This window comes from Geobacter sp. (assembly GCA_009684525.1).
Taxonomy (GTDB): Bacteria; Desulfobacterota; Desulfuromonadia; order Geobacterales; family DSM-12255; genus Geoanaerobacter.
The window spans coordinates 327,386-343,290 of record WKKR01000004.1 but is presented as its reverse complement, the minus strand read 5'-3'; the positions used below and the strand labels follow the sequence as shown (position 1 = coordinate 343,290).

Annotated in this window: 17 protein-coding genes; 15 read left to right on the top strand and 2 right to left on the bottom strand. The window is 59.1% G+C overall.

All coding sequences use genetic code 11. The features are described from left to right. Positions 1-206: 206 nt before the first annotated feature. The 12 genes from lptC (at position 207) to GJT30_14770 (ending at position 10,169) form a co-directional block, all read left to right on the top strand. Positions 207-782, top strand: coding sequence for an LPS export ABC transporter periplasmic protein LptC (gene lptC / locus GJT30_14825; GenBank protein ID MSM40886.1), 576 nt, complete (start codon positions 207-209; stop codon positions 780-782). After that, positions 779-1,297: a lipopolysaccharide transport periplasmic protein LptA gene (lptA, locus tag GJT30_14820; protein MSM40885.1), complete on the top strand. Its 519-nt coding sequence runs from the start codon at positions 779-781 to the stop codon at positions 1,295-1,297. The genes lptC and lptA overlap by 4 nt, the downstream gene beginning before the upstream one ends. Continuing rightward, a complete protein-coding gene (gene lptB / locus GJT30_14815) occupies positions 1,278-2,018 on the top strand; it encodes an LPS export ABC transporter ATP-binding protein (protein MSM40884.1) in 741 nt (246 codons plus the stop codon). The genes lptA and lptB overlap by 20 nt, the downstream gene beginning before the upstream one ends. A gap of 11 nt (positions 2,019-2,029) precedes the next feature. After that, positions 2,030-3,484, top strand: a complete 1,455-nt coding sequence (rpoN, locus tag GJT30_14810) for an RNA polymerase factor sigma-54 (GenBank protein MSM40883.1) — start codon at positions 2,030-2,032, stop codon at positions 3,482-3,484. A gap of 93 nt (positions 3,485-3,577) precedes the next feature. Beyond that, positions 3,578-4,117 (top strand): ribosome-associated translation inhibitor RaiA, encoded by a 540-nt coding sequence (raiA, locus tag GJT30_14805; protein ID MSM40882.1) that lies wholly within the window; start codon positions 3,578-3,580, stop codon positions 4,115-4,117. A gap of 40 nt (positions 4,118-4,157) precedes the next feature. Further along, on the top strand, positions 4,158-4,619 hold the full coding sequence (locus GJT30_14800) for a PTS sugar transporter subunit IIA (protein ID MSM40881.1): 462 nt from the start codon (positions 4,158-4,160) through the stop codon (positions 4,617-4,619). Continuing rightward, entirely contained in the window at positions 4,616-5,575 is a 960-nt protein-coding gene (locus GJT30_14795; protein ID MSM40880.1) for an HPr kinase/phosphorylase, read from the top strand. Before GJT30_14800 ends, GJT30_14795 begins: the two co-directional genes overlap by 4 nt. Position 5,576: 1 nt before the next feature. Then, positions 5,577-6,434 (top strand): RNase adapter RapZ, encoded by an 858-nt coding sequence (gene rapZ / locus GJT30_14790; protein ID MSM40879.1) that lies wholly within the window; start codon positions 5,577-5,579, stop codon positions 6,432-6,434. Between the two features lie 4 nt (positions 6,435-6,438). Next, positions 6,439-6,831: a PTS sugar transporter gene (locus GJT30_14785; GenBank protein MSM40878.1), complete on the top strand. Its 393-nt coding sequence runs from the start codon at positions 6,439-6,441 to the stop codon at positions 6,829-6,831. A gap of 27 nt (positions 6,832-6,858) precedes the next feature. Then, positions 6,859-7,125, top strand: coding sequence for an HPr family phosphocarrier protein (locus GJT30_14780; GenBank protein MSM40877.1), 267 nt, complete (start codon positions 6,859-6,861; stop codon positions 7,123-7,125). Then, positions 7,106-8,869, top strand: coding sequence for a phosphoenolpyruvate--protein phosphotransferase (gene ptsP, locus GJT30_14775; protein MSM40876.1), 1,764 nt, complete (start codon positions 7,106-7,108; stop codon positions 8,867-8,869). The genes GJT30_14780 and ptsP overlap by 20 nt, the downstream gene beginning before the upstream one ends. Positions 8,870-8,999: 130 nt before the next feature. Continuing rightward, positions 9,000-10,169: a methionine adenosyltransferase gene (locus GJT30_14770; protein ID MSM40875.1), complete on the top strand. Its 1,170-nt coding sequence runs from the start codon at positions 9,000-9,002 to the stop codon at positions 10,167-10,169. Positions 10,170-10,277: 108 nt separating this feature from the next. Here the strand turns inward: GJT30_14770 and GJT30_14765 are convergent, their stop codons facing one another. Further along, positions 10,278-10,997 carry a response regulator gene (locus tag GJT30_14765; GenBank protein ID MSM40874.1) on the bottom strand — a complete coding sequence of 240 codons (720 nt, stop codon included), beginning with the start codon at positions 10,995-10,997 and terminating at the stop codon, positions 10,278-10,280. A gap of 16 nt (positions 10,998-11,013) precedes the next feature. Further along, a complete protein-coding gene (locus GJT30_14760; protein MSM40873.1) occupies positions 11,014-11,949 on the bottom strand; it encodes a sensor histidine kinase in 936 nt (311 codons plus the stop codon). A 169-nt stretch (positions 11,950-12,118) separates the two neighbouring features. On the opposite strand from GJT30_14760, the gene GJT30_14755 reads away from it, so the two are divergent. The 3 genes from GJT30_14755 (at position 12,119) to GJT30_14745 (ending at position 15,831) form a co-directional block, all read left to right on the top strand. Beyond that, a complete protein-coding gene (locus GJT30_14755) occupies positions 12,119-13,204 on the top strand; it encodes a nitronate monooxygenase (GenBank protein MSM40872.1) in 1,086 nt (361 codons plus the stop codon). 200 nt (positions 13,205-13,404) lie between these two features. Beyond that, positions 13,405-14,319: a metalloregulator ArsR/SmtB family transcription factor gene (locus GJT30_14750; protein MSM40871.1), complete on the top strand. Its 915-nt coding sequence runs from the start codon at positions 13,405-13,407 to the stop codon at positions 14,317-14,319. Between the two features lie 117 nt (positions 14,320-14,436). After that, positions 14,437-15,831, top strand: a complete 1,395-nt coding sequence (locus GJT30_14745) for an adenosylhomocysteinase (protein MSM40870.1) — start codon at positions 14,437-14,439, stop codon at positions 15,829-15,831. The last annotated feature ends 74 nt before the right edge of the window (positions 15,832-15,905 follow it).

The following is a 15,905-nucleotide window of genomic DNA, read 5'->3' as shown; positions in this document are numbered from 1 at the left end:
AGGCAGTTGTGAAACTTCGCCATCATAGCGGATTTCTACAGGTTTTGGTAGGAAAAACATCCGGTGTGCTGAGCCCCGATTGTGTCATGCTGTCCGGATAACAGCGCAATATACTGTTGCTAGTTCAATCTCTGTGCCAATGTTACGCCAAGGGATGACAATCCGCTTTACAGTCCCACTGTCCGGTGTTATACTTCCGACGAATTATGCGGACAGCGGGTAAAATCAGGCTGCTTTTGGCACTGGTGATAATGGCGGCCATTATCGTGCTGGCGGTTGTTATTCATCGGCACCTTCCGGCGCGGAGGCAGCCAGCTTCAGCCCCCCTTTCGTCAGGACGATCAGCGGACCTGGCGCTGCAAGGAATCCGTTTTACCGAGACCCGTAACGGTAACACCAAATGGATACTTCTGGCCAACCGGGCTGATTATGATACGGAACAGAGCCTGGTGCATCTGGTTGGGGTAAAATTGAACCTGCTTGCCGGCGGGCCGGCCGGAGATATCCACCTGACCGCTGCACAGGCCGAATACAATAGTGCCACCAAGGATGTTCTGTTGCGTGGAGGGGTCAAGGCAACGAGCAGCTCAGGCATGGAATTCACCACTGCCAGCGTCCGTTTTCTTGCAGCGCAAGAACTGTTGACCACCGATGATTCGGTGAAATACTCCGACGGCAGTATCATGGTGGAAGGAAAAGGGATGGAATACCGGGTGGCAAGTGCCAGGCTGCGGGTAAAGAACGACGTGACGGCGCATGTCAATAATGGTATGCACCGGTGAAATGGCATAGCCTATTTCTGCAGATCGTGGTCCTGGTGTCGCTGCTCTGCCGTCCCGGTCATGCCGAGTCCCCGGCTCAGCCTGCAGTCCGTGGCGATAAACCGATCCAGATCAAGGCCGATGAGCTTTCCACGGACAATGCACAGAAAACGGCAACCTTTTCCGGCAATGTCACGGCCCGACAGGGCGACATCACCATTTACAGCGACCGGCTGATTGTCCATTATGGGACGAAAGAGCGGGAGGTCACCAAGGTGGAGGCGCTGGGCAAGGTACGGATCGTCCAGGGCAACCGGATTGGCCAGTCGGGTCGGGCGCTTTACGACAATCAGAGCGGCACCATCCTCCTAGAGGATAATCCCCGGGTGAACCAAGGTGAAGATATGGTGACCGGCAAGACGATCACCTTTTACGTTAATGAGCAGAAGAGCGTGGTAACCGGCGGTTCAGAGGGACGGGTTCAGGCAGTCATCCATCCCAAAGGTGCGGGAAGCAATGTCGGCACCAGCCCCTGAGCGAAAACTCTTTGCCCGCGGCCTCATGAAGAGTTTTGGCAACAGGGGTGTCGTAAAAGGGATTGGGCTCGAGGTCACCTCCGGTCAGGTGGTTGGTCTCCTGGGGCCGAACGGTGCCGGTAAAACCACCACATTCTACATGGTGGTGGGGCTCTGCCGTCCGGACAGCGGGCAGGTCCTGCTCGACGAAGAGGATCTGACTGCCATGCCGATGCACCAGCGGGCTCGCCGGGGAATCAGCTATCTCCCCCAGGAGCCTTCGGTCTTTCGCAAACTCACGGTGCGGCAGAATCTCCTGGCAGTTCTGGAGATGATGAATCTGTCGCGGGGGGAGCGCGAAGAGCGTACCGATACTCTCATGGCCGATCTCGGCATCAGTCACATTGCCCAGAGTTACGGTTACGCCCTATCGGGTGGCGAGAGGCGGCGAGTCGAGATTGCCAGGGCATTGGCAACCGGTCCGGCGTTCATCCTTCTGGACGAACCCTTTGCCGGCATCGACCCCATTGCCGTGATGGATATCCAGGGGATCATTGCCGACCTTCGGGGCAGAGGGATCGGTATCCTGATTTCGGATCACAATGTTCGTGAAACCCTTGGTGTGTGTGATGTCGCCTATATTGTCAACGCCGGTGAGGTGCTGGAGTTCGGCGACCCGCAGCAGATCGCAGAGAGTAAAAAGGCCCGCGAGATTTATCTCGGTGATTCCTTCAGACTGTAAAACGAGGCACTATGGCCATTGAGATGCGCCAACAGATGAAGATGGTTCAGCAACTGGTGATGACGCCCCAGTTGCAGCAGGCTATCAAGCTCCTCCAGCTTTCCCGGATTGAGCTCCAGGATGTGATCCGTCAGGAGCTGGAAGAAAACCCCGTGCTCGACGAATCCGCCGAACAGGAAGAGATCCGTGAGACAGATCAGTTCGAACTGCAGGAAAAGGAAGAGATCCCGGTAACGGGCGAGGCGGTTGAATTCAAGGAAGTGGCCGCCGGTGAAGAGACCATCAAGGAGATGGACTGGGATTCCTACCTTGAGGGCTACAACTACAGTGCCGGCGAGCAGTATTACGACGACGACGATGACCGCCCCTCCTATGAAAACATCCTCACCAAAAAAGGGACTCTCTCCGATCATCTGATCTGGCAACTCAATCTCAACCGGTTTACCGACGAAGAGCGCCTGATCGGCGTCGAGCTCATCGGCAATATCGATGAGGATGGCTATCTCCGCTCGCCGACTGCCGATATCGCGCAGATCTGCAACGTGGATGAAGAGGCTGTCGTCAGTGTACTGGCCCGGATTCAGGATTTCGACCCGGCCGGTGTTGCCGCCCGCGACCTGCGGGAATGCCTGCTCCTGCAGGTCCGTAACCTGGGGATGGACGGCAGTGTGGTGGAAGCGGTCCTGACCTCCCACCTCAAGGATCTCGAGAACCGCAAGTACAAGCAGATTGCCAAGGCAGTGGGTGTCGAGGTCAATGACATCCTGCTCGCCGCCAGGATCATTGCCGGCCTCGACCCCAAGCCGGGTCGTCTCTATGGCCAGGAAGAGGTACAGTACATCTCCCCTGACATCTTTGTCTCCAAGGTGGGGGAGGAATACGTGGTCCTGCTCAATGAAGAGGGGATGCCCAATCTCCGCATCAACCCGCTGTACAGCAACGAAACCAAGGCAGAGCGCAACCAGTCGGGCAAGGTCGAGGAGTACCTGAGCGAGAAGATGCGCTCGGCATTGTGGTTGATCAAGAGTATCCATCAACGGCAACGGACCATCTACAAGACCTCAAAGAGCATCGTCAAGTTCCAGCGTGAATTCCTGGACAAGGGGATCGCCTATCTCAAACCCTTGGTTCTGCGTGACGTTGCCGAGGATATCGGCATGCATGAGTCGACCATCAGCAGGGTCACCACCAACAAATACATGCAGACGCCCCAGGGGTTGTTCGAGTTGAAATACTTCTTCAATAGCGGCATTTCCACCACTGACGGTGATTTCATCGCCTCGGAGAGTGTCAAGAACAAGATCAAGGAGATCCTGGAAAACGAGGATCCGAAAAAGCCGTACAGCGATCAGAAACTTGCGGAACTGCTCTCCGCCCACCAGATCAACATAGCCCGTCGGACCGTGACCAAATACCGCGAGATGCTCCGGATCGGCTCATCATCGGAACGCAAGCGGCTCTTCTGAAACCGGCATTTCCGGCCCTGCGGGGATGCGGTTCAAGACCGCGGACCATTGTGGGCCGTCAGCACATGAACCATACATAGAGGAGGAATACTCATGCAGATTGCAACTACTTTCAGGCACATGGAACCGAGTGATGCGCTCAAAAGCTACGCCGAAGAAAAGCTCGAGCGGATCAAGAAATACATAGACGAGCCGATCGTGGCCCAAGTCTATCTGACCGTGGAAAAGATCCGTCACATCGTCGAGATATCCATCAATGCCAAAGGAGTGACCACCAAGGCCTCTGAGGCGACCAACGACATGTATGCAGCCATTGATGCGGTCATCGACAAAATCGAGCGGCAGCTCCGCCGTTACAAGGAGCGTCTCAAGGCGCACAAGCCTGCCGATGCCCCCGAGCGCCAGGTGCAGAAAAAGATCATCGGAGCCGAGGAACTTGAACAGAGCAAGGAGCCGGTGGTCATCAAGACTAAAACCGTTTCCATAAAGCCGATGTCGGTGGATGAGGCGGTCATGCAGATGGATCTCATGCACAAGGACTTTCTGGTTTTCACAGACGCGGGTTCCGACAGCATCAACGTTATCTATCGCCGCCGTGACGGCAACTATGGTCTGATTGAAACTGCACAATGACAACGGGCTTCGGCCTCTTCTCCTGAACCGGGGTTGACAGATGAAGGGTGCACTCGTGTTGAAGCCTGCTGACGTCATCATGGACCTGCAGGCCACGAAGGGAGAAGAGGCCCTTGCCGAACTTGCCGACAGGCTGGTGCAGGGATCTCCTGCAGTTTCCCGTGAAGTGCTGCTGCAACTGCTCCATGATCGCGAAGGACTGGGAAGTACCGGTATCGGTGACGGGATTGCCATTCCGCACTGCAAACTGCCTGAACTCAAAGAGCCGGTGCTGCTTTTTGGGCGCAGTTTCAACGGGGTTGATTTTCGAGCCATTGACGGCCGTCCCGTGCATCTTTTCTTTCTGCTGGCAGCCCCAGAGGGGGCTGCCGGCATCCATCTCAAGCTGCTTGCCCGGCTTTCCCGTCTCCTCAAGGACTCGGCTGTCCGTGAGAGGCTCATGACGGCCGGGACGCCGGATGAGATCACCGCAATTGTCGTAGAGCGGGACAGCATCGCGTGAGCACTATCAGCCTCTCCATAGAAGACCTTCTCAATGATGACGAATACGGGCTCGAGCTGCGCCTGATATCTGGTGAGCAAGGGCTTTGCCATCGTCTCTACAGCTCCCGCATTCAGAAGCCCGGACTCGCACTTACCGGCTATACCGAACATCTCCACCCCGATCGTCTCCAGGTGCTCGGCAATACCGAAATCTCATACATGCTGCAGATCCCCGAGCAGCACGCCCAGGACAACGTCGCCAAGCTCTGTTCGTTCCCCATATCCTGTTTTATCGTTACCAAGGGGCTCGAACCCCCGGAAATGCTCCGTCGCGAGACTGAAAAGGCCGGTATCCCGCTGCTGGTGACGCCGCGCCAGTCGTCGACCTTCATTTCGCTCATTACCAAGTTTTTGGAGGAGCGGCTGCTCCCCACGACCCATGTGCACGGGGTGCTGGTGGATGTGCTCGGGGTGGGGGTCCTGCTGCTGGGGAAAAGCGGTATCGGCAAGAGCGAATGCGCCCTCGACCTGGTCATCCGTGGCCATCGGCTGGTGGCCGATGACGTGGTCTTCATCAAGAAGAAGATGCCGGCTGCGCTGGTGGGCCAGGCTGCCGAAGCGATCCAGCACCACATGGAGATCAGGGGGCTCGGCATCATCAACATCAAGGACCTGTTCGGGGTTTCCTCCATTCGCGAGAAAAAAATTATCGACATGGTCCTGGAACTGGTGGAATGGAACCCGGCCCAGGAGTACGACCGCCTGGGCATCGACGAACAGGTGCACACCATCCTGGGGATCGGCCTGCCTCACCTGATCATCCCGGTTCGCCCCGGACGCAACCTGACCTCGATCATCGAGGTAGCTGCCCGGAACTATCTCCTCAAGGGGATGGGGTACCACTCGGCAAAGGAGTTTCACGAGAAGCTTCTCTCCCGGCTGGATGTGCGGCCCATTGGCGATGAGGTGGAGTGAGATGCGGATCGTCGTAATCACCGGTCTCTCCGGTTCGGGAAAGTCGACTGCCGTAAGGGCCCTTGAGGATGAAGGATTCTTCTGCATCGACAACCTGCCGGTTACGCTGATTCACACCTTTATCGAACTGGTTGACCGGTCCAAGGACCAGGTTCGCGACGTGGCCATGGTCATGGACATCCGCGGACGCGATTTTCTCAAGGGGGGTGAGGATGTCCTGCGGGAGGTCCAGCTCTCGGGGCACCGGCTTGAGGTCCTCTTTTTCGATACCACCGACGAAGTTCTGATCCGGCGCTTTTCCGAGACCCGCCGGCGTCATCCCGCCCTGGCTGGTGCTTCGGTTGCCGAAGCGATCCGTTACGAGCGGGAATGCCTGGCCGGACTCAGGCGTATTGCCACGCGGGTCTTCGATACCTCGGAGCTCAATGTCCATCAGCTGAAAGAGATGGTTCTCTCCTACATCCGGGGAGAAGAAGGGAACCGGCGACTGACCGTCCACCTCCAGTCCTTTGGCTACCGCTTCGGCATCCCCATGGATTCGGACCTGGTCGTCGACGTCCGTTTCCTGCCCAACCCCTTCTTTGTCGAGACGCTCAAGAAATTTTCCGGTCTCAACCGGAAGGTGAAGGGTTTCGTTCTGGAACAGCCGGTTACCAAAGAGTTTCTGGACAGGTACCGGGAGCTCCTGGATGTGCTCATCCCTGGGTACCAGCGGGAAGGGAAATCGTATCTGACCATCTCGGTCGGTTGTACCGGGGGCCGCCATCGGTCGGTTGCCATAGTAGAGGAGCTGAAATCCTATTTCAGCGGCAAAAACGTTGAACTGAAAATAACGCATCGCGATATGGAAAAGGGATGAGAACATGATCGGACTCGTATTGGTGACCCATGCAGGGCTTGCCCGCGAACTGCTGGCAGCTGCTGAGATGATTGTCGGTCCGGTTGAAATGGCCGAGACGGTTGGCATTCAGACTGGCGATCCGGTGGATAGCATCAGGACGGGCATAGATGAAGCCATCAGGAAGGTAAACAGCGAAGGGGTCATCATCATGACCGACATGTTCGGCGGGACACCGTCCAACATGAGTCTCTCCTTTCTGGAAGATAATCGGATCGAGGTCATGACCGGGGTCAATCTCCCCATGCTCATCAAATTCTTCAGTGATCGCGGCAAGGTGGGCATCTCCGAACTGGCGGCACAACTCAAGGCGTGTGGTCGGGAGAGCATCTCCGTGGCCGGCGACTACCTCAGGTAATCCACTTCAGGAGAACAGCCCTATACCATGCTGGAACAGCACTTCACCATCGTCAACAAACTCGGGCTGCATGCCCGTGCTTCTGCACTGTTCGTTAAGACTGCCATCCAGTTTTCATCCGAGGTGAAGGTGGCCCGGGAAGACGTGGAAGTGAACGGCAAGAGCATCATGGGGATCATGATGCTGGCCGCTGCCAAGGGGAGCGTGATTCGGCTTCATGTCGAGGGGGCCGACGAAGTCGCTGCAATGGCGGCTTTGGGGGAGCTGATCGAAAATGGATTCGGTGAGGAGTAACAACCGGGAGTTGCAGGGGGTAGGGGCGTCGCCCGGCGTTGCCATTGGCAGGGCCAGGCTCACTGACCGGAGCCGTGTGGCGGTGCATGAGGAATACCTCCAGCAGCCGGAAATCCCCTCTGAGATCGAGCGTTTCATGGCTGCCCTCGGCCAGGCACGGGGCGAGCTGCGGGCGCTCAAAGAGCAGATGGCCGGTCAGCACGGACCAGAGCACCTCTACGTTATCGATACCCACCTGATGATGCTCGATGACAGCATGCTGCAGCGCGAGACCGTCGCACTCATCGAGACGGAAGCGATCAACGCCGAATGGGCGCTGAAAAAGACCATCCTCAAATTCCGCGAATTCTTTGCCGCCATCGAAGACGACTATCTCCGCGAGCGGGGGAGCGACATCGAGATCGTCGGCGAGCGCGTTCTGCGCAAGCTGGTGGGGAAGATCCACGAACCGCTCACCGCCGTTCCCGAAATGGCCCTGGTTGTGGCTCACGACCTTTCGCCGGCAGACATCCTCCAGATCGACAAGAGCAAGGTGATCGGGTTCGTCACCGACCTGGGGGGGAAGACCTCCCATTCGGCCATCCTGGCCAGGGCGCTGGAGATCCCGGCAGTGGTGGGCCTGGAGCGGATTACCCAGGAGGTGGCCGACGGCGAGCACATGATCATCGACGGTTCTGCCGGCGTGGTGATCATCAATCCGGACGAAGCGACCTTCCGCGAGTACCTCAAGCGTAAACTGCACTACGAATACATCGAGCGGGAGCTGGCAAAACTCCGTGACCTGCCGGCAGTCACCCTTGACGGCTACCGAGTCTGCCTCAAGGGTAACATGGAGTTCATCGAGGAGATCGCCTCGCTGAAAGGACATGGCGGGGAAGGAATCGGCCTCTACCGTACCGAGATGCTCTTCATGGGGCGCGACCAGCTTCCCGACGAAGAGGAACAGTTTGCCTGCTATTCGGAAGTCGTCACGGCAATGGCGCCGCACCCGGTCACCATCCGCACCCTCGATGTAGGAGGGGACAAATTCGTCCCCGATCTCAATCTCGCCGACGAGCTCAACCCTGCCCTGGGCCTTCGGGCTATCCGGCTTTCCCTGCGCCAGCCAGAAACCTTCATGCCGCAGCTACGTGCCATCCTCCGCGCCAGCGCCCTGGGCAAGGTCAGGATCTTCTTCCCGATGATTTCCGGAGTGGGGGAGATCAGGCAGGCCAAGCAGCTCCTGGAGGCTGCCAAGCAGGAACTCCGTCAGACAGGGATCCCTTTTGACGAGGATATCGAGATCGGCATCATGATCGAGATCCCGTCGGCGGTGGTCATTGCCGACCTCTTGGCGCGCGAGGTCGATTTCTTCAGCGTCGGCACCAACGACCTGATCCAGTATTCGCTGGCAATAGACAGGACCAACGAGCATCTGGCGCATCTTTATGAACCGCTCCACCCCGCTGTCCTCCGCTCGTTGAAGCAGGTGGTCGACGCTGCCCATGCTGCCGGCATAGATGCCTGCATGTGCGGCGAGATGGCGGGCGAGCCGGATTATCTGCCCATTCTCCTTGGCCTCGGTTTCGACGAGCTCTCCATGAACGGCATTTCCATCCCGCGGGTGAAAAGGATCCTTCGCCGCTGTAACAGGACCGACGCGGAACAGCTCGTACAACGGGCCCTTTCCCTGAGTACTGCCGAAGAGATCGGAAGCTTCCTCAAGGCTGAAATCACGGCCCATTACGCGGACAGCTTCGACTGACCTCTCCTGCCTCCGGGCGGCACTACCGCACGTTTTCACCCTTGACAATCTCCCGCGATAAACGCTATAAAGTACAGTCTTTCCCAGACATTTCCCGTACAGTACACATAGCAAGGAGGAGTTCCACATGATGGAGATGGACGATTATATCTTTACGTCAGAATCGGTTTCCGAAGGGCACCCCGACAAGGTTGCCGACCAGGTTTCCGATGCGATCCTTGACGCAATCCTCTCCCAGGACCCCAAGTCCAGGGTAGCCTGCGAGACCCTGGTGACCACCGGCATGGCGGTCATTGCCGGCGAAATCACCACCTCCGCCGTGGTGGACTACCCGAAGGTGGTCCGCGAGACCATCAAGGAGATCGGTTACAACGACTCTGCCATGGGATTCGACTGGGAGACCTGCGCCGTCCTCGTTTCCATCGACAAGCAGTCGCCGGACATCTCCCAGGGGGTAACCGAGGGTGAGGGGCTCTTCAAGGAGCAGGGGGCCGGCGATCAGGGTCTGATGTTCGGCTATGCCTGTGACGAAACACCCGAACTGATGCCGATGACCATCCTCTTGTCGCACAAGCTGGTCAAGAAGCTGGCCGATGTGCGCAAGTCCGGTCTGCTGAATTTCCTCCGCCCCGATTCCAAGTCCCAGGTCTCCATCCAGTATCAGGACGGCAGGCCGGCCTATGTGGACACGGTGGTCATCTCGTCGCAGCACACCCCTGAAGTGACTTACGATGTCATCAAGGAAGGGATCATCGAAGAGGTGGTCAAGAAGGTCATCCCGGCCAACATGATCACCGATAAGACCCGTTACCTCATCAACCCGACCGGCCGTTTCGTTGTCGGCGGTCCCATGGGCGACTGCGGCCTCACCGGCCGCAAGATCATCGTGGACAGCTATGGCGGCCATGGCGCCCACGGCGGTGGCGCATTCTCCGGCAAGGACCCCTCCAAGGTCGACCGTTCCGCTGCCTACATGGGGCGTTACGTTGCCAAGAACCTGGTGGCATCCGGCATCTGCGAGAAGTGCGAGATCCAGGTCGCCTATGCCATCGGCGTTGCCGAGCCGGTCTCCATCCTGGTCGACACTGCAGGCACCGGCAAGATCCCGGCGAAACGGATTGCCGAGATCGTCCGCGAGGTGTTCGACATGCGCCCCCGCGCCATCATCGAGCAGCTGAACCTTTTGCGCCCCATCTACAAGAAGACCGCCGCCTACGGCCATTTTGGCCGCGAACTGCCGGAATTCACCTGGGAGCGGACCGACAAGGCAGCGATCATCAGGGAAAAGGCAGGCATCTGACAGACATTGAATCGCATCGCGTCATTCTGAACGGAAACGGCCGGAAGGGTTCCCCCCTCCGGCCGTTTCCGTTTCTGTCCGTACGCCTCACAGCCGGCTGTTTTTGTCTCATGTGTGACGGGTTACGGCGCTCCTGGTGAACCGGTACCCCACCCCCCGCACGGTCTGGAAAAAGACCGGATTTGCCGGGTCGGGCTCGAAATACTTGCGCAACCTGACAATGAAATTGTCAAGCGTCCTGGTTTCCGTGTCCGAACTGTAGCCCCAGACCCGCTCCAAAAGCTCCTTCCTGGTGACCGCTTCCCCTTCCTTCTGGAAGAAGAGGGAGAGCATCCGCACCTCCAGATCGGTGAGATCGATCTCTCCCTGTGCGGTGCGGGCATGGTAGGAGAGCAGGAACACCTCGTTATCGCCGAAACGGTAGGCCTCCTCGATCGGTTCGGGTCGGTACCAGGCCGAGCGGCGCAGCATCCCCTTCACCCGCAGCAGGAATTCCGAGAGCGAGAACGGCTTGGTCAGATAATCGTCGGCGCCGCTCTCCAGGCCGATGATCCGGTCTTCTTCGTCGGTCCGTGCGGTCAGGATCAGGATCGGCACGCGGGAATCCTGCCCCCTGATGGCCCGGCAGACGGCGAACCCGTCCATGCCCGGAAGCATGACGTCGAGGATGACCAGGGAGAAGCGGTCGAACCGCAGTCGCTCAAGGGCTTCTTCGCCGCTCTCCACGTGGCTCACGCGGAAATCGTCCTGCTCCAGGTTGAAGCAAATGCCGCGAGCCAGGTTGATCTCGTCTTCCACCAGCAGGATGTGTGGTTGTTCTTCGGCCATACGCCCCTCTTCGTTGCTAAGTCGCCAGCGGCAGGGAGATGGTAAACGTGCATCCCTTTCCCGGGCCGTCGCTTGCCGCGGCTATCTTGCCGCCGTGCTCGGAGACCACCGACTTGACGATGTAGAGTCCGAGCCCGGTGCCGCGGATATTCTCGCCGGGTCGGCGAACCCGGTAAAACATGCGGAAGATCTTGTGCAGGTGCTCGGTATCGAGCCCCATGCCGTTGTCCCTGAAACTCAGGACACACTGCCGTCCTTCGCGCTTGAGCGTGACCCTGATCTCGGGAGAGGCGGGAGAATAGAGGACTGCGTTCTCGAACAGGTTGCGGAGCGCCGTTTCCATGCCGTCCGTATCCACTGCCACCTTCAAACCCTCCTCCAGGTCGGTGATGAGGCTCCCCCCTTCGGGAAGCTTGGCCTGCTTCCGTTCCAGATAAGTGGCGACAAAGGCGGAGAAATCGATTACCGGGAACTGGGCAGGCCGACGGCGGTCCTCCAGGCGGGCCGCCATCAGCAGGTTGTTGATCAGGTTGTGCAGCCGGTCGGTATCCGACAGCATGGTGTCGAGAAAACGTTCCAGTTTGTCGGGAGGAGGGTTTCTGAGCCTGATGGTTTCCAGGTGCAGCTGGATGGAGGCGAGCGGCGACTTCAATTCATGGGTGACCTGGGAGATGAAGTTCTTCTGCTGCCGGTAGAGGTTGGACTGACGCCGCCAGACCATGAACAACACGTAGACGCCGGCCAGGATCACCACCAGCAGCACCAGGCCTTCGGCCAGCACTATCCAGTCGAGCCGTCCGGCCAGTTCGGGCCGGTAGCGTTCGGCCAGGTCGCGGAATTCCTTGTGGCGGCCGATGAACCAGTAGATCCAGAAGACCACCACCAGCACCCAGACCAGCTGGATACCGATAAAGGCGATAAGCGGATGAAAGAGTTTTTTTATCCAGCGCATGGGTTTTGTGTACCACCATCCCTGTCAATGTGCAAGGACGACTGCATGCAGCCCGTCTTGTGCGCACCCTGCATAGTGTAAACATATTTTACATTTCTATTACATCACTGTCTGCCCGGTTTCTGTTACCTTAAGACATGCCAGCAGCTATGGGGAAAGGGAGCAGACCATGCAGCCACTCAAGATCGGGAAACACGAAGTAAAATATCCAGTCATTCAGGGCGGCATGGGGGTCAGGATCTCCGGCGGTTCGCTGGCCGGCCACGTGGCGCGCTGCGGTGGCGTCGGCCTGGTGGCGGCAGCGGGGATCGCCCTGGGGAGCAACCGCTATGATGGAATCAATTATCTGCAGGCAGACCCGCAGGCCCTGAAGGACGAACTGGCCAAGGCCTATGAGATCGCGCCGGACGGCATCGTCGGCGTGAACGTCATGGTGGCCCTGTCCGACTTCGAGGCCCTTGTCAGGGCTTCCATCGAAGGGGGCGCCAAGGTGATCGTCTGCGGCGCCGGCCTCCCCTTGAGTCTGCCGGGGCTCACCGCCCATGCCCCCGATGTTGCGTTGGTTCCCATTGTTTCCTCGGTCAAGGCTGCCCAGCTGATCGCCAAGAAATGGGAAAAAGGGTTCGCGCGCCTGCCCGACGCCGTGGTTGTCGAAGATCCCGATACGGCCGGCGGCCACCTGGGAGAGAAGATGGAGAACATCGGTACCGGCCAGTACGACCAGTACGCCACGGTGCGCGGTGTGAGAGATTTTTTCATCGCTGAATACGGGGTGCATGTGCCGGTGATCGCTGCCGGTGGCGTCTGGGACCGGGCAGACCTGCTCCATGCCCTGGCCGAGGGGGCCGATGGCGTGCAGATGGCCAGCCGCTTCGTTGCCACCGAGGAGTGCGATGCCTCTCCCGAATTCAAGCAGGCATACCTGGACTGCCGCCAGGAGGATATCGGCCTGATCATGAGCCCGGCAGGACTGCCGGGGCGGGCCATCCTGCGCAACCAGGAGGAGATCGTCCTCTACGACCAGTTGAACCATACCTTCTGCGATAACGGCTGCCTGAAAAAGTGCTCCTACAAGGAGTCGGGCGAACGGTTCTGCATCGTCAAGTCGCTGGACCGGGCGCAGAAGGGCGATGTCGTTTCGGGCCTGGTCTTCTGCGGCACCAATGCCTGGAAGGCGGACCGGATCACCACCGTTCAGGAGATCTTTGACGAGCTGTTCGCCACCGGTGTTCAGGAAGAGGCCGAAGCGGCCTGATCTCCCGGCAGGGAGACTCCAGTAGATCCCCAACCTTTAACGAGGCGGCGAGCCATTCGCCGCCTCGTTTTGCATTCCGCATTGTCCCATCCCCCTGTCGTTACCCTCAAAATTTTTGCATGAAATCCGGTTGACCCTGCCAGTTGGATCTGGTATATCAAGAAAAGTTGATATAATTAAATCGTGAAACGTGATGTGCTATGCTCGATGTCCTCAAAGCCCTTGCCGACCCCTGCCGATTGCGTCTCGTGGCAGTGCTTTTGCGGGGCGAATTTACCGTCCAGGAGCTTACCGCCATCCTCGGCATGGGGCAGTCGCGGATCTCCCGGCACCTGAAGATCCTGACCGAGGCAGGGGTGCTGTCGGTGAAGCGCCAGGGGACCTGGAGCTACTACCGGGCCGGCGGAGAATCCTCTTTCTTTGCTGCCATCCGTAACGCCATCGAACAGGGGACAGGGTCGCTGCCCGAGCGGGGCAGGGACCTGGCTGCGGTCGCTTCGGTGCTTGAGGAGCGCCGCCGCAAAAGCCAGGAGTTTTTCGACCGCCATGCCCGCCAGTGGGACGACCTCGCCCGGACCCTGCTGCCGGTCCCCGAGTATCGGGAGCGGCTCCTGGCCCTGGTACCGGAGGGGGTAACCGTGGTGGAGATCGGTCTCGGCACTGGCGGCCTGCTGCCGGCCCTGGCTGCCAGAGCTAAGCGGGTTATCGGCGTCGACCACTCGCCAGCCATGCTGGAGGAGGCCAGGCGCAGGCTGGCAGCGGCGGGTCTCGGCGGGATCGAGCTCCGCCTGGGGGAGATGACCCATCTCCCTTTGCCGAATAACGCGGCAGAGTGCGCCGTGCTCAACATGGTGCTGCACCATGCAGCAGACCCGCAGGCGGTACTGGCCGAGATCAGACGCGTGCTCGCCCCCGGCGGCTCTTTGCTCCTGGTCGATCTTGCCCGGCATGAGCGGGAATGGGTGCGGGAGCAACTGGCCGACCAGTGGCTGGGGTTTGAGGAGGATGAACTTGCAGCATGGCTCTCGGCGGCCGGTTTTCCCCATGTCCGATGTGAGCGTATCGAAGGGATGAAGGGACACGAGGCTGTCCTGGTGGTAAGAGCGGCAGATTGAATTCTCGTTTTTGCTTGTTACCTGGAAAGTAGGGTGCAACCCGATCCGTCATTTACCGGTTTTCGGTCGAGGAGACAATGTCACGAAGGATCAACATCTAACAAAAAGGAGAAACACATGTCACAAGACTTTATCGTAGCAGACCTTTCCCTGGCCGAGTGGGGGAAAAAGGAGATCAGGATTGCCGAGACCGAGATGCCGGGGCTCATGGCCATTCGCGATGAGTATGCTGGCCAGCAGCCGCTGAAGGGCGCCCGCATCACCGGCTCACTGCACATGACCATCCAGACCGCCGTGCTGATCGAGACCCTAAAAGCCCTTGGTGCCGAGGTGCGCTGGGCATCCTGCAACATCTTCTCTACCCAGGACCATGCCGCGGCTGCCATTGCCGCCGGCGGCACCGCGGTCTTCGCCGTCAAGGGGGAGTCCCTTGAGCAGTACTGGGACTACACCCACCGGATCTTCGAGTGGCCCGACGGCGGCTTCTCCAACATGATCCTGGACGACGGCGGTGATGCGACGCTCTTGCTTCACCTCGGCACCAGGGCGGAAAAGGACAAGAGCGTCCTGAACAACCCCGGTTCGGAGGAGGAAACGATCCTCTTTGCCGCCATCCGGAAGAAGCTGGAGAGCGATCCCACCTGGTACTCGACCCGCATCGCCCAGATCAAGGGGGTGACCGAGGAGACTACTACCGGCGTGCACCGTCTCTACCAGATGCACGAGCGGGGGGATCTGGCTTTCCCGGCCATCAACGTCAACGATTCGGTGACCAAGTCCAAGTTCGACAATCTCTACGGCTGCCGCGAGTCGCTGGTGGACGGCATCAAGCGGGCTACCGACGTGATGGTGGCGGGCAAGGTCGCCCTGGTCTGCGGCTACGGCGATGTGGGGAAGGGCTCGGCCCAGGCGCTGCGTGCCCTGTCGGCCCAGGTCTGGGTGACCGAGATCGACCCGATCTGTGCCCTGCAGGCCGCCATGGAAGGGTACCGCGTCGTTACCATGGAGTACGCGGCCGACAAGGCCGACATCTTCGTTACCTGTACCGGCAACTACCACGTCATCACCCATGATCACCTGGTTCGGATGAAGGACCAGGCCATTGTCTGCAACATCGGTCATTTCGACAACGAGATCGACGTGGCGAGCATCGAGCAGTACCAGTGGGAGGAGATCAAGCCCCAGGTGGACCATGTGGTCATGCCGAGCGGCAACCGGATCATCCTATTGGCCAAGGGGCGGCTGGTGAACCTGGGGTGCGCCACCGGGCACCCCTCCTACGTCATGTCCTCATCGTTCGCCAACCAGACCATCGCCCAGATCGAGATCTTCTGCAATCCGGGCAGATACCCGGTCGGCGTCTATACCCTCCCCAAGCACCTGGACGAGAAGGTGGCGCGTCTGCAGCTGAAGAAACTGAATGCGGTGCTCTCCACCCTCACCAAAGAGCAGGCCGATTACATCGGCGTGCCGGTGGAAGGTCCGTACAAGGCTGAACACTACCGTTATTGAGCCGATCCACTGTCTGCCAATGAAAAAGCCGCCCTGCCGGGCGGCTTCAGTGCGAGTCAAAGGCCGGGGAGGGA

Coding starts and splice junctions, on each gene's coding strand:
- GJT30_14745 (MSM40870.1), top strand. CDS start 14,437: ATGTCACAAGACTTTATCGTAGCAGACCTTTCCCTGGCCGAGTGGGGG.
- GJT30_14760 (MSM40873.1), bottom strand. CDS start 11,949: ATGCGCTGGATAAAAAAACTCTTTCATCCGCTTATCGCCTTTATCGGT.
- lptB (MSM40884.1), top strand. CDS start 1,278: ATGTCGGCACCAGCCCCTGAGCGAAAACTCTTTGCCCGCGGCCTCATG.
- GJT30_14755 (MSM40872.1), top strand. CDS start 12,119: ATGCAGCCACTCAAGATCGGGAAACACGAAGTAAAATATCCAGTCATT.
- ptsP (MSM40876.1), top strand. CDS start 7,106: ATGGATTCGGTGAGGAGTAACAACCGGGAGTTGCAGGGGGTAGGGGCG.
- GJT30_14800 (MSM40881.1), top strand. CDS start 4,158: ATGAAGGGTGCACTCGTGTTGAAGCCTGCTGACGTCATCATGGACCTG.
- GJT30_14780 (MSM40877.1), top strand. CDS start 6,859: ATGCTGGAACAGCACTTCACCATCGTCAACAAACTCGGGCTGCATGCC.
- GJT30_14770 (MSM40875.1), top strand. CDS start 9,000: ATGGAGATGGACGATTATATCTTTACGTCAGAATCGGTTTCCGAAGGG.
- raiA (MSM40882.1), top strand. CDS start 3,578: ATGCAGATTGCAACTACTTTCAGGCACATGGAACCGAGTGATGCGCTC.
- GJT30_14765 (MSM40874.1), bottom strand. CDS start 10,997: ATGGCCGAAGAACAACCACACATCCTGCTGGTGGAAGACGAGATCAAC.
- rapZ (MSM40879.1), top strand. CDS start 5,577: ATGCGGATCGTCGTAATCACCGGTCTCTCCGGTTCGGGAAAGTCGACT.
- rpoN (MSM40883.1), top strand. CDS start 2,030: ATGGCCATTGAGATGCGCCAACAGATGAAGATGGTTCAGCAACTGGTG.
- GJT30_14750 (MSM40871.1), top strand. CDS start 13,405: ATGCTCGATGTCCTCAAAGCCCTTGCCGACCCCTGCCGATTGCGTCTC.
- GJT30_14785 (MSM40878.1), top strand. CDS start 6,439: ATGATCGGACTCGTATTGGTGACCCATGCAGGGCTTGCCCGCGAACTG.
- lptC (MSM40886.1), top strand. CDS start 207: ATGCGGACAGCGGGTAAAATCAGGCTGCTTTTGGCACTGGTGATAATG.